Annotated in this window: 12 protein-coding genes; all 12 read right to left on the minus strand. The window is 69.0% G+C overall.

Features of this window, described 5'->3' with window-relative positions; genetic code table 11:
• Positions 1–619: 619 nt before the first annotated feature.
• Positions 620–1,090, minus strand: a complete 471-nt coding sequence (locus tag ACGFI1_RS02040; protein WP_392782059.1) for a hypothetical protein — start codon at positions 1,088–1,090, stop codon at positions 620–622.
• Positions 1,087–8,022 carry an RHS repeat-associated core domain-containing protein gene (locus tag ACGFI1_RS02045; protein WP_392782062.1) on the minus strand — a complete coding sequence of 2,312 codons (6,936 nt, stop codon included), beginning with the start codon at positions 8,020–8,022 and terminating at the stop codon, positions 1,087–1,089. The genes ACGFI1_RS02040 and ACGFI1_RS02045 overlap by 4 nt, the downstream gene beginning before the upstream one ends.
• 89 nt (positions 8,023–8,111) lie before the next feature.
• Complete coding sequence (locus tag ACGFI1_RS02050; protein WP_392782065.1) at positions 8,112–11,612, minus strand: LamG-like jellyroll fold domain-containing protein; 3,501 nt, start codon at positions 11,610–11,612, stop codon at positions 8,112–8,114.
• A 421-nt stretch (positions 11,613–12,033) separates the two neighbouring features.
• Positions 12,034–12,201, minus strand: a complete 168-nt coding sequence (locus ACGFI1_RS02055; protein ID WP_392782067.1) for a hypothetical protein — start codon at positions 12,199–12,201, stop codon at positions 12,034–12,036.
• A gap of 161 nt (positions 12,202–12,362) precedes the next feature.
• Entirely contained in the window at positions 12,363–14,528 is a 2,166-nt protein-coding gene (locus ACGFI1_RS02060) for a hypothetical protein (protein WP_392782068.1), read from the minus strand.
• Between the two features lie 64 nt (positions 14,529–14,592).
• Positions 14,593–15,228, minus strand: a complete 636-nt coding sequence (locus ACGFI1_RS02065) for an HAD-IA family hydrolase (protein ID WP_392782071.1) — start codon at positions 15,226–15,228, stop codon at positions 14,593–14,595.
• On the minus strand, positions 15,225–15,902 hold the full coding sequence (gene rpe, locus ACGFI1_RS02070; RefSeq protein ID WP_364552327.1) for a ribulose-phosphate 3-epimerase: 678 nt from the start codon (positions 15,900–15,902) through the stop codon (positions 15,225–15,227). Before rpe ends, ACGFI1_RS02065 begins: the two co-directional genes overlap by 4 nt.
• A gap of 12 nt (positions 15,903–15,914) precedes the next feature.
• Complete coding sequence (locus ACGFI1_RS02075) at positions 15,915–16,865, minus strand: phosphatase PAP2 family protein (protein WP_138636909.1); 951 nt, start codon at positions 16,863–16,865, stop codon at positions 15,915–15,917.
• 18 nt (positions 16,866–16,883) lie between these two features.
• Positions 16,884–18,290, minus strand: a complete 1,407-nt coding sequence (locus tag ACGFI1_RS02080; protein WP_392782076.1) for an RsmB/NOP family class I SAM-dependent RNA methyltransferase — start codon at positions 18,288–18,290, stop codon at positions 16,884–16,886.
• The gene (fmt, locus tag ACGFI1_RS02085; RefSeq protein WP_392782079.1) at positions 18,290–19,216 is read right to left on the minus strand and encodes a methionyl-tRNA formyltransferase; all 927 of its coding nucleotides are present in this window, start codon (positions 19,214–19,216) and stop codon (positions 18,290–18,292) included. Before fmt ends, ACGFI1_RS02080 begins: the two co-directional genes overlap by 1 nt.
• Positions 19,217–19,762, minus strand: coding sequence for a peptide deformylase (gene def / locus ACGFI1_RS02090; RefSeq protein WP_138636912.1), 546 nt, complete (start codon positions 19,760–19,762; stop codon positions 19,217–19,219).
• A gap of 79 nt (positions 19,763–19,841) precedes the next feature.
• Positions 19,842–21,650, minus strand: a complete 1,809-nt coding sequence (locus ACGFI1_RS02095; RefSeq protein ID WP_392782083.1) for a hypothetical protein — start codon at positions 21,648–21,650, stop codon at positions 19,842–19,844.
• Positions 21,651–21,661: the final 11 nt, after the last annotated feature.

Below are 21,661 nucleotides of genomic sequence, written 5' to 3' on the forward strand. Positions count from 1 at the left end.
GGCAATGGAATCTTGCCAGATCAGCGGCTACCGCTTGCGTCGTGTGGAGATGCACAGCCCCGTCCCATCCCGACTCGATCTGGAGCCATCCCGGAATGGAGAGCTGACAATACGGCCCACGCCCGGCTGCCATTCCTTCAACAAGGTCAATCGCCTGCGAGAGCTGAATTTCCGCCCCACTGCTAAGGCCGAGGTGCCTGTCGGGAAGGGGTTCACTCACCAATAGCTCGCCGACCTCAAAGAGGTCAAACACCACTCTTCGCGATCACCGCTCCAAGCACCTGACGCAGTTCCGCCACATACGAACTCCACACACCTGCGTCCGCCAACTCCTCTCGCACGCACTTCCCGCGAGGGCTAATGATCAGCTCCTTGCTCATTTCGTCAGCCATTTCAACCCTCACAGCTGGATCAACGAGTGGAACAAGAATCCCAAGCCGTTCGTATGAACCAAGCTTGCCGACGAAACCTCGAAATCCTCGCCGCATATTGCCAACGAATTAACGACTCACGACACTAGACAAGGTGCTAGAGACGTACGAGCAGGCTCGACATGCTGGCCCTCCTCAGGAGGATTTTCCACTGATAACCGTTGTCGTTCGCCGCCGAAATCGAAACCCTAGGAAGGACCATCGGGAAACGAATAATGCTCGTGATAGCGGTGCAAGAACCGCCATTCTTCGACTCTCATAGAACTCACTGGAAGCACGTCGATCGAAATGGCATGCGCCAAGCAAAGTCGCAATTCACCGCAATCAATAACTTCAACAGATTCGACCGTCGGACACACTCTCGCGAGGTATTCTTGCAGAGATTCAGCACCTTTGTCATATGGCATTACTTTGTATTTATCATCCAGATCTCCGGTGCCGAGAACGATTCTTCCCGCCTGCCTTATACGCATCGGGCACTGGATATGTAGGGCAAATTCCCCACCCTTCACCTCCATATCACTGGACACCTGAAGCCAGGATACTGAGCGACCGAAGCCGAGAATGACAGTGAGCCCTATCCGCCCTATTTCAGAAAGCGGAACGCCGAGCAAGTGTCTCCGGAGAAGACGCTCCGCTTCGCCTTTATCGAAGGTCATTCACAGGTTCCAAACAGATGCATGGTCTCGTCCACGACACCATGATACCCCTTGCCCTGCTTAGTGATGGCGTCGTGAACCTTACGCTTCTCTGCTCGATTCAAGCGACGACCCAACTTTCTCTCCGCTTCACGAATGGCATCCCGTGCCTGCTTGTTCTGACGCTCGTGATCCTTGGTCGTCTCGTTTCCGTCATCGTCACCATCACCAGGATCCCACTCAGGGATGCGGAAGCGCGGGTCGATATCATCATCGTAATTGTGAGTGAGGACCGAGGCGGAGCCGACCTTCACATAGTACGTATGGAGGTCTTGGATGGTGAGGTTGTATACACGCTGGTTGTGGCTGATCCAATGCTTGGTGGCAGTGATCTGGACGTAGGTTCCGGCGCTGGTACGGAGCCACATGCCGGGTTTGAGGTCAGCGGCCTTGACCCAGGCATTAATGTCACCCGCTACCCAGAACGGGTGGCTGTTGGTGGCTATGACCATGCCGCTCTTGGACCGCTCGGGGCTCTGAAATGGGGAGACTGAGCGGTTGGGCTGCTTTCCTGCCAGCCAGGCCAGGGCAGGGACGCGAGTGTCGACGGTGATCTGGACGAGCTTCTTATTGCCTTCCCCCGTGATGGTGGCGATCACGGGCTCAGCAGTGGTCTTCCCTGTCTTCGGGTCGGTAGCAATGACTTTGTCTCCGACCCCGATATCCTCGATCTTCTTCCGGCTCCCGTCGGCCATTAGCACGTCGGTTCCCGGCATGAAACTATTGCCGCCTTTGCAAGCAGCGTTTGCCAAATTTTTCCGGATACCCGCCGCCGTCGGCTTCCCACCGACTCGAACCCGCGGGGATTTGCGTAGGCCGTTTCCTGGTCCGCCCTCGAAGGCAAAGGTCCCGCCCTGTGATCCCATCCATTCGAGGTGCAACTGGACCTGCCAGGCAGTGTAATTTCCACTGCAGTCCTTCATTTCGCCGCAAACAAGGTAGGCGATGCGCAATTCCCAACTCGCTTGCATCTCAGGAGAGAAGGATGAATAGCCGTACTCCTCGAAGTACAGCTTCCAGAACTTGGCCCGGAAGCGGACAACATCAACCTTCTTCGGCACGACGATGATGTCCGTGGAGCCGACCGTGCGGGCGTTGCGGGAGTCTCTGCCGTAACTGTCACCGCTTCTTGCGACTCTACGACCACTGGGGTTGTAAACGTCGTAGCCGCCCTTGTCGTTGGGGCGGCGGTCCACGCCATCGCCGTTGAAGCATTCCAGGCCGTCTCGGGTTCTGCGGCACATGTTGCCGTCCGGGTCGGCGTTGGTGACGGGGCTGTTGTTGGCGTAGGTGTAGCCGTTCATCTGCTGGGGGTCGGCCTGGTCCATGAGGGGGTCGACGGAGATGAAGCGGCCCGTGTCAGGGTCGTACTCGCGGGCGCCGAGGTGGGTGAGACCGGTGGGGTCCTGGGTACCGCCGACGAATCCCTTGTCGCCCGGCCAGGTGGCATCGTCGTCCATGCCGCGAATGGAGCCGAAGGGTGTGAAGCGGCGGACGGTGGTCTGCTGGGTGGTGCTGTTGACGGCGATCTGGGCAGTGCCTTGGTGGTCGGCGGCCAGGTAGGTGATGGTGCCATCGGAGGTGCGCATCGCGATGGTCTGGCCGGCGAAGGTGTAGTAGCGGGTTGCGGTGGCGGTGGTGGCGCCGTTGAGAGCGCGGAGTTCGGTGCCGTCCGGGAGGTACAACGTCGCGCCGGATGCGTCCTTGCGGATCAGGCGGTTGCCGTCGGCGTCGTAGGCGAAGGTGAGGTCGTTGCCGTTGTCGGTGACCTTGGTCAGTTCGCCTTCGGTGTTCCATTCCAGGGTCTGGCCGGTGTTGGTGGGCCCGGCGTCGATGGCGCGTTTGGTGGTGTTGCCGACGGCGTCGTAGGTGTACGTGTCGCTGCGTTGGCCGGTGGGGCCGGTCTGGGTGACCTGGTTGAGGCGGTTGCCTTGGCCTGCGGGGGCGTAGGTGTAGGTGCGGGTGGTGTCGGTGGTGCCGCCGATTCCGTGCCGGGTCTCGCCTGTACGGTTTCCGGCCTTGTCGTAGGTGAAGGACTGCCAGTACGGGGCCGGGCCGCCGATCAGCGAGGCAGAGGGTTGGGTGGCGCAGGCGTCAGTGGTGCTCTGCGTCCAGGCCTGGGTAAGGCGTTGCAGGTGGTCGTAGGTGAAGCACTGGTTGTCGACGCCGTCGCGGGAGACGTCGGTGATCGAGGTGATGGTGCCGGCGTCGGTGTAGTGGTAGGTGGCGTAGCGGTCGTCGCCTTGGACGCCTTCGTGCAGGGTGCGGGCGGTGGCCGGGCGCTGGGTGCCGTACTGGTAGGTGAAGGTCTGCCAGGTGTGTTTGCCGTCGGGCCCGAGTTCGAGCAGGTTGGGCTTGTTGGTGGGGGTGTAGAGGGCGTCGTTGACGTAAGGCGTCTGATCGGTGGGGCTTGTCCCGCCGGTCATGCCCGTGGGGCGCAGGAGGTCGTCGTACTGGTATGTGACGCTCTCGGCGGGAAGGCCACCGGCGGCGGGGCGCGCCTGTCCGAGGATGGTTTCGTCCAGGCCGTACTGGGTGGAGAACTGGTACTGGCCGGCCAGTGCACCTTGTGATGCGGGGATGGTGAGGGCGGTCTTGTCAGCGCGGCCCAGCTGGTCGTAGTGGCGGACAGTGCTGGTGTAGTTGCCGTCGGCGGTGTGTCTGGTTGCGGTGGCCAGCTTGCCCTTGCCGAAAGGTGCGGTGTCGTAGGTCCAGGAGGCCAGGAGCGGTCCGTCGGCTGCCCCATCGTGGGTGGCGGTCTTGCGGCTCAGCCCGTCATAGTCGACGAAGATCTTCTTGCCGCGGGCGTCGGTGGTGGAGACCAGGCGATCCAGGTCGTCGTAGGTGAAGGTGCTGGTGCCCTTGTCGGGGTCGGTGGTCCGGATCTTGCGACCGCGCAGGTCGTAGCTGGTGGTGAAGGTGTTCCCCGACGGGTCGGTGACCGTGGCGACCTCCCCGGCAGGGGTATAGGTGTAGCGAGTCGCGTCGTACTCCCCGGTCGGAGTCGCGGCTTTGTACTGCCGACGTTCGATCACCTGCCCGCGGGCGTCAGTGATCTGCGCGTTGGCGATGCCGCCGGACGGCGGGGTGACCGAGACGCGGTTGCCGCCTCCGTAGCTGTAGGTGGTGCGCCACAGTTCGGAGTCGGGCTGGGAGCCGTTGCCGGAAGTGAGTTTCTCGACGGTCTTGCGGCCCAGGCCGTCGTACTCGGTGTGGGCCTGGGTCTCGATGTTGCCGGGGGTCCCGATACCGAACAGCTCGGTGGCTGGGGCGCCCTCGGCCGCGTAGGCGGCATAGGTTTTGACGACTTGTCCGCGGTTGTCGTAGAAGGTGTCGCTGATCAGCCGTCCGGTCTGGCCGGGGACTTGGACTTGGCGGGGCCGCAGCCATCCGTCCAGCAGTTCAATCCCGGCTAGCCGCTGTCCGCCGGTCGCGGTCAGCGTCTGGGTGGTGACGGCGACGATCTGGCCTTCGGTGACGCGGTAGCTGTATTCGTAGTTGGGTTCACGGCCGTTGGCCTTGGACTGGTTGGGCAGCCACACCTTGGTCAGCCGGCCGAGCGGATCGTAGGCGTAGTCGGTACGCAGCCCCATGTTGGACTGGTCAATGGTGGTGACCGGAACACCCCATGCCGGATCGAGGTATTTCACCGTGGTCAATGCCGTTGAGGAGACATCCGGCTTGGCCGGCGGTGTCGTGGTGGTGACCTGGGTATTCAGTCCCTGGGTGTCGGTGTAGGACGTCGTCGTGGTCTGGTTCGCGGCATTGGTGACCTTGGTCGGACGACCGTAGCCGTCGTAGGTGGACTGAGCTTCCACCACATACGTCGGCGAATTACCGTCATGAGAAGCGATGGTCTCGACCTTGGTGACGTTTCCCACAGGCGGGCCTTCGTCGAAACCGAGTCCGTCGTAGAAGGTGCGGATGTCGGAGACGACCTGCGTGGAGCGGTCGGGACTGACGCTGCAGGCCACCGAAACTGTCTCGACCCGTGACGGGGAGTCCACTATCCAGGCGCCTGTGTTGTCGGCGTAGTCGGTTCGGGTGCACCTGTCGTCATCGTTGGAGTCGACGTCGCCCAGGTCGCTGACCGAGGTGACACGTCCGACGCCAGGGCCCGAGCTCGCATAGGAGTTGTCGGTCTTGGTCTGGAGCCAGCCGCCGCCGTCCTTGACGGTCCAGGTCCGCGTATCGTCGATCGCGGTCACGTTCGCCGTGGTCGTTCCCCAGGGACGGGTGCGTGAGGCGGTTTGGACGCGCCAGGGGGTGTTGACCGTCTTGGAGTGGATGCTGCCGCCCGGCCCGGTGTATTGGGCGGTCTTGAGCGTGAATCCGGCCAGTGCGTCGTGGTCGGTGTAGGTGCCGCCTTCTCCGTCGGAGACGGTCACCGATTTGGTGCCTCCGTCGCGTGTCTTGCGGTCGCCGTCCATGCCGCGCAGGTAGTAGGTGTCGGACTGCGCGGACGGGGTGTTGTAGGAGCCGGTGAGGGTGCGGACGTGGCCGTACCCGCGCCACTGCGACCAAGTCTTCTTCTTATCCTTGGTCAGCCCGTCATCGTCGTCGAAATGCCAGGCAGCGCCTCCCAGGTACTCGTACTTGGTAGCCATGTCCGGCGACAGTCCGGTCCGGTCGGTCTGGATCACCGAGGTCACCACGTACTTGTGGAACCAGTCGGTAATGGGGCCTTCCCGTCCTGGCGGTGTCCAGATGACCGGCATGCAGCGGGTGGTGTTGGTCTCCGGAGTCGGCCGGTCGCTCAGAGAGCAGTCGGGGTCGGAGTAGGTGATGTCGATCTGTCCACCGGACTCGTCCCAGATCGTGCCGACCCGGTAGCGGACATAGGCCAGGATGTCGTCGCCGACCTCATCGAGCCGGTTGTCCGCCTGGCCAGCTTGGAAGGTGACTTTCGGCAGAGTCGTCTTCTTGCCATCGGCGGCATAGCCGGAATGCTGGATCTCCTCCAGCAGCAGGTCGCGTTCAACATCGGCCAAGCCCCAGTCGTGGTTCATCGACCAGGAGTCGACTGGCCGGTAATCCGATCCGTCGCTCTTGAGGATCTGGGTGGTGACCTGGGTGAGTCGTTTACGGGACCAGAACGTCGGCGACAAGGTGCCGTGGGTGTCCTTGCACTCCTGTCCGGAATCGCAGTGCAAGTCCCAGGGGACGTCCCACCACTGGTCGGGATTGTCGGCGATCTTGGACGGGTCGCAGTCGAAGGACGCGGTGGGGATGCAGCGCTCAGAGGTGGCGAAGGTGACCTGCGCGGGTGCCTTGGCGAACAGCGCGTCCTTGCGCAGACCATAGGAGATCGTCTTCAGGTAGCCGCCGCGTACGTACGGGGTCTCGTCGGCGGCCTTGAGGTTGCGACCGTAGTGGTTTGTCTCCTGGCCATAGGTGTAGAGGATCGCGTTGCCGTTGGGGTCGACGACATAGTCCAGGTTCCAGCGGTAGGCCTGCTGACACCAGGACGTGGCGAACGACGACCCGTGGCACGGTTCACCGGCGTCGTCACCGAACACCGGTGAGGTCCATGTCGAACCTGTCTCGGGCTTCCCGCTTACCCAGCCGGGCGCCCGGTTAACGCCAAAGAAGTACTGGGTGCCGTCGGTGGTGGTGACCTTCCAGTACTCCCCGTTGTCGTCACCGTTCTCGACGGAGGAGCTGGTCAGTTTCTCGTACTTGGTGCCGTCGTCGGACTTGGCCCGCCAGGTCCCGTCCGAGGTCTTGATCAGCTCCCCGCCCTTGCCGTTCCAGGTGACGGTCGCGTTGTCATAGCCCCAGCACTGATCGCCTGGCGAGTTGCCCCACTCGTCTTTGGGCGCGCCGTCGTCCTCACACGACTTGTAACGGCGTTCGATGTATCCCGGCCACATTTCGAAGCCTTCACCGACCCAGGAGGGCTGCGAGTTGGAGTTGGCTGTCCGGCCATCCACGCTGCCCGATGAGTAGGAAATCGTGACGTTGGGCGTCAGCCCACCAGGAACGGGTGGAACTCGCATCGGGTACGACCAAGTGAAGTCACCGGTGCTCCCGCCGCCCTGCCAGGTCGCCGATGCCTCTAGCGAGGTGGCCTTGTAATCGCCTTGTGAGCTGTCAGAGCCGGCGGCGGCGACCAGCAGCGTCCCGCTCTGGTCTGCTTCGGCTGCCGCCTGGGATCCGGAGGTGGCAGCGGGGGCCGCCTCGACCTCGGCGGTCAGTGTCTTTCTCACGCCGTCGTTGTCGGTTGCCACTGGTTTGGGGGTGCGGCATTGCGGCTGGTCCGGCGTCGTCAGCGCGCACGCCGGCATCTGCATCAGCCGCAGCCTGGGCCCGTAGGCACCGCCGAACGCCTGCGCGAACGCCGAGTAGTCCAGCCGGAGTTTGACCCGGCCCGGTGCGGCGGCATCGGTGCGGGCGACTGTGAACGCCAATCCGTCCACGCCTGCGGTGTTGGCCGCTTGCCGGTCCAGCACCTGGACCCGTACCTGTTCCGCGGGCGGCGCTGTTCGTGCGGTGGGGCTTCCGGCGGGCGCCAAGATCTCCACGGGGAGTGCGCCCGCCTTGGCGGCGGTGCCCGCGGCGCGTGCAGTGCGGCCTGCGTCCGAGCCGGACGGCACCTTCACTTCCGCAGTGCCGGGCGCGGGCCACGCCGCCTTGGCCGCCGGACCCGGCTTGGGCGTATCGGTCTTGCGGGGCCGCGCCTTCAGGGGCCGGCCGTCCACCACCCGTTCGTGGTCCTCGACCTTGGGCCGGTGGGAGTTCGGCGGCTCGGCCAATGCCGGAGGGACCGACAGCAGCCCTGCGGCCAGCGCCATCGCGGTCACGATCGCAGTGGCCCGCGCCGACCGGCGCGGTTCCAGCACCAGCGTCCGGCGACGGAGCTTCACTCGGCCTGCCTTCACGACATCCTCCACAGGGCGGTCCTCAACGGGCACGCTCGGCTTGCATCAAGTTCAAGAGGGGGGCTCTTTCCGGCCGTCGCCCGGCTGGCGGCCGGGCGTGGTCAGGGCCTGGATCCGGAAGGGAGTTCCACGTCGACGGCGAGGCTGGCGAGCTGGGGTTGTGTGAGCGCGGCTTGGTAGACCCACAGGTCGTCCACCGCGTCCGGCCAAAACTCGGTGCCATCGGCGGCACCGAATTTGTTGCGGCCCACTTGCAGGCCGCCGTTATTCTTCGCTTCAAAGGGGATCGCGCCGTCCTCCTGCGAGACCCCGCCGGCGGTTTCATCGAGTTGCCCGTTGACGTAAAGGCTGACCCGGTCCCGCAGCGCGTCGTACACCACTGCCAGGTGCACCCAGTCGCCCGGACTGAAATTGGAATGCGAAACCACGATCGGTGCTGCGGCCGCATCGTCCGATCCGCGCAGCGCGACCTGCCAACTGCCTTGATCGACCGGATCCTCGCCGGGCACGTACCGCAACACGAACGCGTTCGCCTGGGCACCGGGCTGGGAGAACACCGTGGCCGCCTGCTGTGGACGCCCCATATTGCGCACCCACCCGGCGATGGTGAAGCTCTCGTTCGTCCACACCGGTGGGGCCAGCGTCTCGGCGAACGTACCCGCCCCGAGCATCAGCCCCGCCATCGAGGTTCCCCACCCGAACCCCGCTCCCGGATCAATGGCCGCGCCATTGTGGAACAGCAGGTCGGGTGCTCCGGGCGGGAATGAGTCCGCCTCGCCGGTCTCGTTCAGCATCCACCGGGCTTTGAGCACTGGATGGTCGGTGACCATCTTCTTGATTTCCTCGTCCCCGACGATGCGGTCGTAGATCCGCACGTCGTCGAGTTGACCGGGCCAGTGGTCGAGTTGGACGTCCTTGTACTTGGAACGCCCGATCTGCAGGCCGCCTGTGGCCTTCCACATCGCCGGTATCACCGGGCTGTCGTTGCCGCGGTCACCGTTGACGTATATCTGCATCGTGTTGGCCAGCGCGTCCCAGACACCCACCAGGTGCGTCCATTCTCCGGTCCGGGCCGGCGCCGCGGAGGACGCCTGGTACCACCCGGGCGCGTCAGTGGTGTCGGTCGCTGTCCGGCCGAACACCCACTTGCGGGTGTCCTTGACGTACTTCAGATAGAAGGCGCTCTCGTGGACGCCCTCCATCGACAGTGCTGCGAAGTCGTTGTCGGGGTCGGACGCGTCCACCTTGGCCCAGACCGAAACGGCGAAGCTCTGGCTGGTGTCGACCAGCGGGGCGCTGGTCGAGGCATAGCCGGTCGAGCCGTCCAACTGCACGGCCTGGTCGATATGGCCGACCGTGCCCAGGGTGGCGCCGCCGTGCACGGTCGCCGAGACGGCCGGTTCACCGTCACGGGTCACGGCCTGCACCGCCGTGGCACCCGCCGGCTCGTCCAGAGCGAAACTGGCCACCGGAGCCGACCCCTTGTTCGCACGGAACTCATAGGAGACGACCGGGCCGTTCTGGTTGGAGGGCGCCAGCGCCTGCACCGTCAGCACGTTGGGGCCGAACCGGGTCGGGGCGATCTGCACCTGCTGCGCCGCGCCGGCGGTGGTGGCCACCGTGCGCGAGGGCCCCCCATTCAACGTGATGAGGTACCGGTCGGCGACACCAGCGGAATCGGCGATGGTGAAGGTGCCGGGCTGGCCGACTCCGCCGTGCTCGGCGCCGTCCTGTGGATAGTCCGTCGAGGTGATGGTCGGCTTACCGGGTTTGGCGGGGTCGTAGTAGAAGTAGCAGGCTATCTGCGCCCCATCCGAGGCCCACGGACCGTATTGCTCACCGTCGTAGGCCCGGACATTCCATCCGATCAGCTTCCCCGGCGGGATGTTGGAGGGCAGCGGTGTGTCGAACTTGCTGTTCGAGGCCTTCGGAGCCGTCAGATCCGAGAACCACCGGGCGATGAAGCCTTTGCCGTCGCCGGCGTCCCAGTTCAAGGCGAACTGGCCCCGCACCTTGTTCCTGTCCTCGGTGTCGGGGTCCTTGAGGTAGGCGTACACCGTGGGGATGCGGTTGACCGTCTGCGCCTCCCAACTGGGCAGGCACTTGGTGCCGGGGTCGGCGAACATGGTGTCGTTATCGGGCTGCAGCGGCGGGTTGTTGTACTGCACCTTCAGGTAGGCGTCCTCGGCGAACCGCTTCCACCAGTCCATCGTCGTCTCGTTGTAGGCCTTCAACCCGAAGGTGATCGTGCCGTAGCCCTTGCCGATCGCGTCCTGCACATGCTCGCGCAGCTTCGCACCGCCGAACTCCACCGGTGCCCTGGAGCAGTACGCCACATCCCGGGTGTCCAGAACCTCACCCCACGCGCCGCCATTGGGCCAGGTCCTCTTGGTGTTGTTCCACGTCGCCGACGAGGTGTACGCCGAGGTCCGCCACAACTCCACCACAGTCGAATTGCTGCAGTTGTAGGCGCTGGTCTCATAGGCGATGAACTCCGCGCTCTGGATATAGCGGCCTTTCAGCGGCGGCAGTTCCATCCGGTAGAACAGGCGCTTGGTCTGGTCCTTGACGCAGCGGGAATCCTTGCCGACCTCACACCGCCCCACACCCTCGGTGGACCGGCCATCGAAAAGAGGGTAGTTCTCATCGGGATACCCCGACGACACCATGCCCCACGACGACGCCAGCAGCGTCCGGTACATCGGATCGATGTACACCGGGAACGTGGTGTCCGGCGCCGTCAGCAGCCCCTGATCCGGCGTCAACGTGAGCGCGCCATCCCCGACAGCGACGTCGACAACAGCCGTCTTGGCCCCGACTCCCGGCTCCTCGGCCGCGTCCACAGTCGTCCGCGTGCGGGTCTGCGGTGCCGGGGCAGCCGGCTGGGAAGAATCCCACATCAACGGCGACGGCGCCTGGAACACCACCGCGCCCGAACTGGGATCGGTGGCCTTCAGCATTCCGCTGCCCTGCTCCTCAGCCACCGTCAGGCGCGTGGCCGACAGCGCCAGCGACAACGAGGCCACCCGCGGATCCTTGGCGGCGTCCGCAGTCTTGATCACCAGCACGTGGGCGAACCCGTCCGGCATCGCCCGCAGCCGCAGATCGACATCCGGACCGGCCACGCCCGCATAGACGGCGGTGTCCCCGTCCAGAGCCGGTTCGGGCAGCGGCTGAGGCCAGGTCAGGGCGAGCTTGCGGCCGGCCCGCGTCATCTCGACCATCGGACCGTTCCCGCCGGCGGAGAACCGGAGCCCGACAGTGGTCGCGGCCGGAACGATCGCGTCACCCGAACGGCGCAGGGTAGCGTCAATGCCGACCCATTCACCGCCCTGACGTGCGCGAATCGGCTGGAGATGCTGCTCGACCTCGATCCGACCATTCGGCAGCGCCCTCACCGTGCGCCTTTCCCCACGCCGAGAGGTGACCTCGACCGGTTCACCTGTCCGCTCCGCGGCCGCGACCGCCTCCTGCTCGGTCTCGGCTCCTTGAGCCGCCGTCACCTTCGGTTCATCGGCGTGACCCGCGGATTCAAGCGCAACAACGGCGATCGGCACTTGCAGCAAACCGGCCACCATGAGCAACGCCACCAGGTGGGCCATTCGGCCGGGACTCCGCCACAACAACGAACGGAGAACCGCCGCACAACGGCATGCCACACCGCGAACCATATGTGAACCCCAAGGCATAAAGGGTCGTTGAAGTCGCTTTAAGTTAACTCCACAGTCAAGCTGGGGGAAGACACCCAGACGATCTTGCTTTGTGATCTAGATCACAAGAAAACTCTGTAGACCTGAGCCACGTCCTAGGCGTCCTAATTTGTTCCATCGCCAACCGATACACCTGGTCATCAAAAGGCGACGAAGTGCAATCTGCGCAGGAGCCGCCCTTTGAGGACTGGATGAACGCCGGCCACCGCTCCGCCTCCAGCGCCTGTGCTCGGGCCCCAAGATCTTCCCGCCCGCGAGCATGTCTTGGGCGGCCAGCGCTCGGCCGGGCGAGGGCGGCTCCATGTCGGGCCTATCAGCCGGGGGCGATCAGGTGGAGGGCGGTATGGGTTGCCTTCACATGGGTCAGGGTCTGGACGGTGTGGCGCACCGCCGTCAGAGACTCCGCCGGGTGGCTGGTCAGGACGGCCAGGACGGCATCGCCGACGGCGCGGCCCCCGGCGATGCCGGGGGGCGTCCTCAATGACCGTGCAGGTGGACGGGCCAACGCCAAGGTGCGGGGCTGCCCGGAGGTAGCCGGACGGGTCGGGTTTGCGGGTCGGCACGTACTCGATCGAGGGTCTGCGCCGTTGTGTGCCAGAGCTGGCCACACGCTGGCACTGACACGTATCGCGGTGGCCCTGGTTATGGCTGGGGCTCTGCTCCTGGACTGGCCTTGGTCGGGTCGTCCTTTGTCTGGGTGTTGTGTTCGTTGGGTTCTTGGGTGGTGCGGGCGCAGGTTAGGGCGAGGAGGGGGAGGACGGTGATGAGTCCGTAGGTGATGAGGCGGATGCCGTAGTCGTTGACCACGGCGCCGATGGTGCAGGTGGTCAGGACGGCGGCGAGGGTGGGGCGGAGGGTCGGCCATTGGTGCAGGGCGGCGTCGAGGTAGGCGGGTGAGAACCGGTGCGGCCAGGCGAGTGCCAGCACCAGGAGGACGAGGACGAGGGCCGTGCCCCAGGCCAGTGGGCCGCCTGCCAGGGAGGAGAGTGCGTAGCCCGCCTTGCGGTCGATGAGCTGCCACGCCTCGCCGTCGAGGACGTCCTGCACGAAGCGTCCGGCGTGGGTGCGTGAGGTGGCGGGACGCAGCCAGTCCAGCAGCGCCACGGCCGCGACCACCGCCACCGAGGCCGCGCCGACGGCGAACAGCCGCGCCGGGGTCAGCCGCACCCCGGCCACGGCGAAGGCCAGCACCGCCGCCCCTGGGATCAGGGCGAGACCGCCGCCCACGTCGGCGCCCCAGGCCGGCCAGGTGTCGACCGCCACCGCGATGGCCCCGATCGCGGTCACGGCGGCCGCGGCCGTCCGGCGGCGGCCGCGGCCGGTCAGTTCGGCGGCGGCGGCCCCTGCGAGCACCAGCGCGGCGACGGCGAAGACGGCGAAGGTGGAGTTGCCGAATCCGTAGTAGCGCCCGCCGTACAGCGCCGAGGGGCCGAACGGGCTGGCGCGGTGCAGGAGCGTGCCGGTCGCCGCGTCCACGACCAGCACGCTGAAGGTGAGCAGCGCCACGGCGAGCGGCACCCGCCATGGCGGACGCGCGGGCAGGAGCCGGGCCGGCACGGCGGCGAGCACGACGGTGACCGCCAGGGCGCCCCACAGGGCCGCGTCCGGGGACGGCGCGTGCCACCAGCGCGTCAGCGACACCAGGTACACCGATACCGGCAGCACCGAGAACGCGAGCACCGCGTGGATGAAGAGGCGCTTCAGCCGCCGGCGGGCAGGGCCCGGGGGCGGGCGGCGCCGGACGATCACCGCCGCGGCGTACAGGGCGAGTTGCGTCGCGGCCGCCATGAGCAGCAGCAGGGCCGACCAGCGGCGCAGTGTCCGGTCCGTGGTGGGGACGGCGCCGAGTTCGTGGACGGTCGTCGTCGGGTCGGTGGGACGCGCGCGGCCCAGGGAGATCGGCGCGCCGCTGAACTCCGCGGGCTCGGGGGCGCCGACCGCCGCGAGCAGGGTGCTCGGCACGTCCAGCAGCCGCACGACCCCGCCCCAGCGGGTCGAGGAGACCGTCAGCAGGGCGGGACGGGCGCCCGTCGCCGGGCCGTCGACCATGCTCACCGCGAGGTACGGCGTCCCGCCGGGCGGTTCGGAGACGCCCTGGACGAGCACGGTGGCCCGATCGCCGAGGCGCTCCAGTACGCCGCCCGCGAACGCGTCGATGCGGGCCAGCGAGTTCAGCCGGCCGGAGCCGGACTCCACGACCTGGCCGCCGTCGATCACCGTGACCGGGCAGCCGAGCGCGGCGTCCGCCACGGTGGCGCTGTAGCGGTCGACGGTCCCGTCCGGCCGTGCCAACGCGATCGCGGCGCCGGGGCCGATGGCCGTCGCGCAGCCCTCCTGCTCGGCCAGGGCCATGCCCAGTGCGCCGGGACGGGGTGAGAACTCGGACCGGCGCTGGGCGTCGACGAGCCGGTCCCACCGCTGCACCCGGGCGCCGCCGCCCGTCCCCCGCACCGGCGGGAGCGGCGCGCACTCGCCGCCGTCCGTGCGCGGCCCCACGCTCGCCTGCCCCGCCGACAGCGACAGCCAGCCGTCGGACGCGCAGGCCGGGCCGCCGGTCGTGCGGACCGTCGCGGCCCCGGCGGCGGCGCCCCTGGCGAGCAGGCGCCCCAGGTTCGGGGTCTGGTCGGCGCGGATGTCGCCCCAGGCCAGTCCGGCGACGCCGATGACCACGACGGGGGCGCGCACCGGCCGGGCCTCGCCGTCCGAGCGCCCCGCGAGCTGCACCGCCGCCGAGGCGATCACCAGGCACAGGAGCACGGCCGACCAGGCGACCGCGATCCGGACGGAGCCCCGCACCTCGTTGATCACGGCGCCAGACTTCAGGAGTCCCGGCCGCCGCCGCAACCGGAATGCACCGGTTCGGGCGAGCGTGTCACACCGTGAGGCGGACGCCCTCTGGCGTCGCGACCACGGTGGTCAGGTCGGCGACGATGTGGTGGGCCGCGGTGAGGACGGAGCGGTCGTGGCTCGTGGTCACCGCCAGGACGGTGGCGCCGGCGGCGCGGCCCGCGGCTATGCCGGCCGGGGCGTCCTCGATGACCACGCAGGTGGACGGGTCGACGCCCAGGTGCGCGGCTGCCTGGAGGTAGCCGGACGGGTCGGGTTTGCCGGACGGGACGTCTTCGGCGGTGACGATTATGGGTGGGACTGGGATGCCTGCCACGGTCGTGCGGAGTTTCAACTGGGCCCTGTCCATCGAGGTGACGAAGGCGTGGGGCAGGCCGTTCATGGCGGTCAGGAGGTCCACCGCGCCCGGCAGGGCGGTGATGCCGTCGGTGCCGGTTGATTCCAGGGCGTCCAGGCGGGCGGTGGCGTCGGCGACCTGGTCGGGTGGGAGGAAGTCGGCGACGCGGTCGCTCGTGCGGCGGCCGTGGGCGTCGGACAGGAACTCCTCCGGGTCGATGCCGTACTCGGCGGCCCAGGCGCGGGCCGCGCGCTCGACGAGGGGCGTGGAGTCGACCAGGGTGCCGTCCACGTCGAACAGCACGGCCGCGCAGGGGACGATCACCAGTCCGCCTTGGCGGTGGCCTCCTCCGCCTGGGCGCGGAGGCCGCGGATCGCCTCGGCCGGGTCGTCGGCGCCGTAGACGGCGCTGCCCGCGACGAAGACGTCCGCGCCGGCCTCGGCGCAGCGCTCGATCGTCTCGGCGCTGACGCCGCCGTCGACCTGGAGCCAGACGGGCAGGTCGCGGCCCTTGATCAGCTCGCGGGCCCGGCGGACCTTCGGCAGGACGACGTCCAGGAACTTCTGGCCGCCGAAGCCCGGCTCGACGGTCATCAGCAGGAGCATGTCGATCTCGCCGAGGAGGTCTTCGAAGCCGTCCACGGGAGTGGCCGGGTTGACGCCGAGGCCCGCGCGCGCGCCGGCGGCGCGGATGGTGCGCAGGGTGCGGATGGGGGCCTTCGCCGCCTCGGCGTGGATGGTGACGCTCTTCGCGCCCGCCTCGGCGTACTCCGGCGCCCACCGGTCGGGGTCCTCGATCATCAGGTGGCAGTCGAGCGGCAGCGGGCTGTGGTCCAGCAGTGCCTGGACGACCGGCAGCCCGAGGGTGAGGTTCGGGACGAAGTGGTTGTCCATGACGTCGACGTGGACCCAGTCGGCCGAACCGGAGATGCGCGCGATCTCCTCGGCCAGGCGGGCGAAGTCGGCGGACAGGATGCTGGGTGAGATCTGTGGAGCCATGATGCCCCGAGTCTATTGGCGCAGTTCGGCCGGATCCTCACCCGCCCGGGTGATGCCGGGGGTGGGGCGGGCGGCCAGCCGCAGCCGGACGAACGCCTCCGGCGCGCCGGCGGTGACCCACAGGGCGAGGAGCGCCTGCACGGCGAACGCCTGGGCGATGTTCGCCGCGTCCGGCAGCACGTCCAGCGCGGCGATGAGGGCGGCGCCGGCGAAGCCGACCGGGAGGCGCGCCAGCCGCTGCCAGGGGTTCCCGCCGGGGTCGAACCAGCCGCGCGCGGCGAGGACGGACAGGCCCGCGATCGCGCCGCCGAGCCCGCCGGACGCCCGCGCCGAGTCGGTCAGGGTGACGGGTTCGGTCCGCCCTCCGGCCGCCCTGATGGCGTCCGCCCAGGCTTGGGGCCAGTGCCAGTTCTCCAGCGGCTGCCACGCGCCCCAGGCCGCGGCCAGCAGCAGCAGGGCTATCGCCAGTGAGAGCGCCAACTGCACGGCCAGGTGGCGGCTGGTCCACCACGGGACGACGATGGGTTCAAGCGCGAGGAAGGCCACCAGGAGGGTCAGGCCGATGGCCCATCCCGCAAGGACCTGACTGGTCGAGTGGACGCCCAGGTAGACGCGGGACACCCCGATCAAGGCGATGATGACGGCGGCGCCCACCCACAGGAGCCTGCGACTGCTCTGCGCGGCGAAGAAGCCCCACGCCACGATGCCGTTCTGGGCGTGGCCGGACGGCATCCCGAAGGAGGACAGCGACTGCCTGCCCTTGATGGCGGGGTCCGTCCAGTAGGGGCGGGGCTGGTGGAACACCAGCTTCAGGAGCGTGTTGAGGAGCGCCCCGGACAGCAGCAGGACCGCGGCCCGCGCCGCGAGGCGCGGTGCGACGCACCAGAACAGCGCCAGCAGCAGCGGGACGTAGAAGGCCGAGCTGCCCAGGTACGACATGAAGAGCATGAAGCTGGTCAGCACGGGTCCCCCCTCAGTCGCTCAGGTGCGGCGCAGTAGGGCCAGGAACATCGCGTCGGTGCCGTGGCGGTGCGGCCAGAACTGCGCGTAGGGGCCGTCTCCCAGCCCGGAGAGGCCGGAGCTGAGCGACGTCAGCACCGACGGCGCGTCGAGCCGTTCCACGTCGTCGCGCTTGCGCAGGACGTCGTCGACCACGACGCGGGTCTCGGCCAGGTGCGGGGAGCAGGTGACGTAGGCGATCACACCGCCGGGGCGGACGGAGTCCAGTGCCGTGGCGAGGAGTCCGCGCTGCAGGGTGCCGAGTTCGGCGACCGCTTCGGGGCCTCGCCTCCAGCGGGCCTCGGGGCGGCGGCGGAGCGCCCCCAGGCCGGTGCAGGGCGCGTCCACCATGACCCGGTCGAAGGCACCGGGACGCCAGGCGGGTGCGGTGCCGTCGGCCGCGACCACGCCCGCGCGCGCGTCGACCGCACGCTGCACGAGCGCCGCGCGGTGCGGTTGGACGTCGGCTGCCAGGAGACGTGCGTCGCGCTGGGTGGCGAGGCCGGAGAGGATCCCCGCCTTGCCTCCGGGGCCGGCGCAGAGGTCGGCCCAGCGGGTGTCACGGCCGTCCACAGGGGCTTCGGCCAGTGCCAGGGCGACCATCTGGCTCGCCTCGTCCTGGACGGCTGCGCGCCCCTCCCGGACGGCGGCGATACCCGCGGGGTCACCTTCGGGCAGCACGGCGGCGTAGGGCGAGTACGGGGCGGGCTCAGCGCCGGCCTCGTAAAGCTCCTGCAGTGTGGCCCGGCCGGGGCGGGCGACCAGCGTCACCCTGGGGCGGGCGTTGTCGGCCGCGAGGAGTTCGTCGATCTCGCCGGGCCCGACGGCGTCGCGCAGCGCGGACACGATCCACTTGGGGTGGCTGTGCGCGATCGAGAGCCGGGTCGTCGGGTCGGCGTCGGCGGGCGCCACGATCTCCAGCCAGGCGTCCATGTCGCGGGTCGCGACCTTGCGCAGCACCGCGTTGGCGAACTTCGCCTGGCCGGGGCCCGCCACCGACCGGGCCAGCTCCACGGCCGTCCCCACGGCCGCGTGCGGCGGGATGCGGGTGGCGAGGATCTGGTGGGCGCCGAGGCGCAGGACGTCCAGCAGCGGGGCGTCGACGCGGCGCAGCTCCCGGTCGCTGCACAGCGCGAGGATCGCGTCGTAGGTGCCGCGGCCGCGCAGGGTGCCGTAGGTCAGTTCGGTGGCGAGGGCGGCGTCGCGTCCGGTCAGGGCGCGGTCGTGCAGGCGCTTGGGCAGCAGCAGGTTCGCGTACGCGTCGCGGGTCTCGACCGCGCGGATCACGTCGAACGCCGTGCGGCGGACCAGGTCCTGCGGACGGCCCGTCCTGCGGGGACCGCCGGGCCTGCGGTTCGGAGCGTGGCGGCGGTTGCGGGCGGGTGGCATCAGTGCAGTGCGTCCTTGGCAGAGAGGTTGAGGCCGCGGGCCCAGTCGGCGGCGGCCATGGGGCGCTTGCCCTGCGGCTGGACGTCGCCGAGCGCGACGGGGTGCGTGGCCGTCCCCACCAGCACCTCGTTCTTCCCCGGACGGATCTCGCCGGGCGCGAGCTTGTCGGCGTCCGGCGCGAGGCGGACCGGCCCCAGCTTGAGGCGCGCGTCGCGGAAGCTCGTCCACGCGCCGGGGGCGGGCGTGCAGGCGCGCACGAGGCGGTCGATGTGCAGGGCGGGGCTCCCCCAGTCGACGCGGCCGTCCTCGGCGGTGAGCTTCGCCGCGTGGGACACGCCCTCGGTCGGCTGCGGACGCGGTTCGAGGACGCCGGCCTCGATGCCGTTCATGGTGTCCAGCAGCAGGCTCGCCCCGGCGACGGCGAGCCGCCCCAGGAGCTCGCCGGAGGTGTCGGTCGGCCGGATCGGCTCGGTGAGCACGCCGAAGACGGGGCCGGTGTCGAGGCCCTCCTCGATCTGGAACGTGGCCGCGCCGGTCATGTCGTCGCCGTGCAGGATCGCGCGCTGGACCGGTGCCGCGCCGCGCCAGGCGGGCAGCAGCGAGAAGTGCAGGTTCACCCAGCCGTGCCGCGGGATGCCCAGGGCCTCGCGGGGCAGCAGCGCCCCGTAGGCGACGACCGGGCAGCAGTCGGGCGCGATCTCGCGGAGCCGGTCGAGGAACTCGGGGTCGCGGGCCTTGGCGGGCTTGAGCACCTCCACGCCGGCCTCGGCGGCGAGCTCCGCCACCGGGGAGGCGCTGAGCCGCCGCCCACGGCCCGACGGGCGGTCGGGCCGGGTCACGACCGCGGCCACCTCGTGCGAGGAGCCCAGCAGCGCCGTGAGCGCCGGGAGCGCGGTGTCCGGGGTGCCCGCGAAGACCAGCCGCACCTAGATCGCCTGCCCGAGGGTCCGGTGCGGCGACTCCTTGACGACGGGCACCGGGTCGCCGAACCACTCGGCCTCCCGGATCGCCTTCATCGCCGCCTTGCGCTGCTCGGGGTCCATCCGGTCGATGAAGATGATCCCGTCGAGGTGGTCGGTCTCGTGCTGGACGCAGCGCGCCAGCAGGTGCGTGCCCTCCAGCGTGATGGGCTCGCCGTGCATGTTGAAGCCCTTCGCCACCACCCCGAGCGACCGCGGCGTGGGGAACGCGAGGCCGGGCAGGGACAGGCAGCCCTCGTCGTCGGTCTCCTGCTCGTCGGTCAGGTCGAGCGTGGGGTTGACCAGGTGCCCGAGACGGTCGTCGACGTAGTAGGTGAACACGCGCAGGCCCACGCCGAGCTGCGGCGCGGCCAGGCCCGCGCCCGGAGCGTCGATCATCGTGTCGGTGAGGTCCTTGACGAGCTGGCGCAGCTCCTTGTCGAAGTCCTTCACCGGCTCCGCGGGCGTGCGCAGCACGGGGTCGCCGAAGAGGCGGATGGGCTTGACGGCCAACGGGGACTCCGTTCCCTGCAAGGTCTTCTGACGTTCTGGCGATGTATCCGTCCAGTCTACGGAGACATCCGACGGTGATTCACACGCCGCGGTGCGCCCCTTGGCGGGCCGAGCGCGCCTTGTAGGCGGCGGTACGCGCGGCCTTGGCGGTCGCCTTGTCGGGGTGGTGCGCGCCCAACGCCTCCAGGACGTCGGCCGCACCCGGATGCTCAGTGCGCCACAGGTCGTCGACCATGTCCTTCATCTCCGCCTCAGGCGGCGCGTCGATGAGGGCCGCCTCGACCGCCTCCGACGGTTCGGCGGTCTCCAGCATCCCGGCGACAGTGTCGACGAACACCCACAGGTACTCCTCGCGGGCCAGCTCCCGCCCGGCCGGGTCGCCCACGGCGTTCAGCCAGAGCGCGGCATAGGGCGACACCAGCGGATGCTCCTGCGCGGCGCGCACCACGCCCGCGGCCTCCGGCCCGATCCGGTGCAGGACGGCCGCGGCGAGGTTGCGGGCGCCCGGTCCGCCGGTGCGCATGACGTCCAGCAGGTCGGCGGCGGCGTCCTTCGGGTCGTGGGCGGCCAGCCAGCCGTCGATCTCCTCGTCGGCGGCGTCGGGCCGGTACCAGGTGAGCCCGGCGATCAGCTCGGACGCGCGGGCACCGGCCAGCTCGCCGATGACGGGGGCGGTGAACCCGTCCGCCAGCAGCAGCTCCCGGACGGCCCACACGCCGAGCGGCGTCAGCGCCCGCCCCTCGCCGGACGGCTCGACGATCCCCCAGTCCCGCAGGGTCGCCAGCTCCAGGTGGACCGCGTCCCGGACGAGGGCGCCCATGGCCTCGGCGTCGGAGAGGTCGTACGCCTCCTCGACATGGCCGAGCAGCGCCCCGGCCAGGATCTCCGGCTCCGTCGGCCCCTCCTGCTCGTACAGATGGATGAGGACGCCGGTCATCTCGTTCTGGACGAGCTCCACCGCGTCCAGGCCGTCCGCGTAGTCGTGGCCGGGCACCACCATCGACTCGAACAGCGGCAGCCAGGCGGCGAGGAACTCCTCGTCGTCCTCGGACCTGAGGCGGGCGAGCGCCGGGCCTGGGGCGGCGCGGCCGTTCTCGGCCGTGATGACGTCGGCCTCGACGGCGGCCCACCACAGGCGCTCCAGCTCGCCCTCGTCCTCCATCTGCCCGTGGCGGCGCGGGACCTCCAGCCCCAAGGCCGCCTCGGCGGCCTCGATGTCCTCGTCGGTGAGCGTGTCGTGCTCGGTGAGAGCGCGCTCGCCCGTCCAGTCGGCCAGGGCCAGGACCGCCCCGGTCAGGCGGGAGGCGCGCGCGGCGGCGGCCACCGCGTCCCGGGGCGCCTGCCGCACCGGCGGGACGACCAGCTCGCCCGCCAGCCGCAGGTACTCCTCGGTGCGGGCGTAGCGCTCGGACTCCGGCAGCTCCTCGAACGCGCGCACCCACGCGTCGACGGCCTCCTGGTCGTCCAGCGAGACCCCGTCGGCCTGCATCAGCCCGCCGATCACCTCGGCGGCGGCCTGCCGCTCCTCGCTGTCGACGGCGGCCACGACCTCGGCGAACTCGGGCCCCGTCCGGTCGATCTCCGCGGCCAGCGCGGCGGCGTCCGGCGCGGCGACCGCGCCGGTGTCGCCCAGATGGCCGACGATCTTGCGGAAGGCGTCCAGGACGGTGGGGACGTCATCGCTCCCGGCGACCACGTTCTCGGGGAAGACCTCCAGCAGCAGCGTGCGGACCCCCTCCGGGGTCAGCTCGCCGGGCCCCGCGAGGCCCATCTCCTCGCGCGCCAGGCCGAGCAGGATACGGACCCCCTGCTCGTCCAGCGCCTCGCCGCGTTCGTCCGCCCACCGCCGCAGGTCGCCGGCGGTGCTCTCCACCCAGTTGTCGCCCACCCGAGAACCCT

It is taken from the genome of Actinomadura geliboluensis (assembly GCF_043197915.1).
GTDB lineage: Bacteria > Actinomycetota > Actinomycetes > Streptosporangiales > Streptosporangiaceae > Spirillospora > Spirillospora geliboluensis.

Coding starts and splice junctions, on each gene's coding strand:
- ACGFI1_RS02040 (WP_392782059.1), bottom strand. CDS start 1,090: ATGACCTTCGATAAAGGCGAAGCGGAGCGTCTTCTCCGGAGACACTTG.
- ACGFI1_RS02050 (WP_392782065.1), bottom strand. CDS start 11,612: ATGGCCCACCTGGTGGCGTTGCTCATGGTGGCCGGTTTGCTGCAAGTG.
- rpe (WP_364552327.1), bottom strand. CDS start 15,902: ATGGCTCCACAGATCTCACCCAGCATCCTGTCCGCCGACTTCGCCCGC.
- ACGFI1_RS02080 (WP_392782076.1), bottom strand. CDS start 18,290: ATGCCACCCGCCCGCAACCGCCGCCACGCTCCGAACCGCAGGCCCGGC.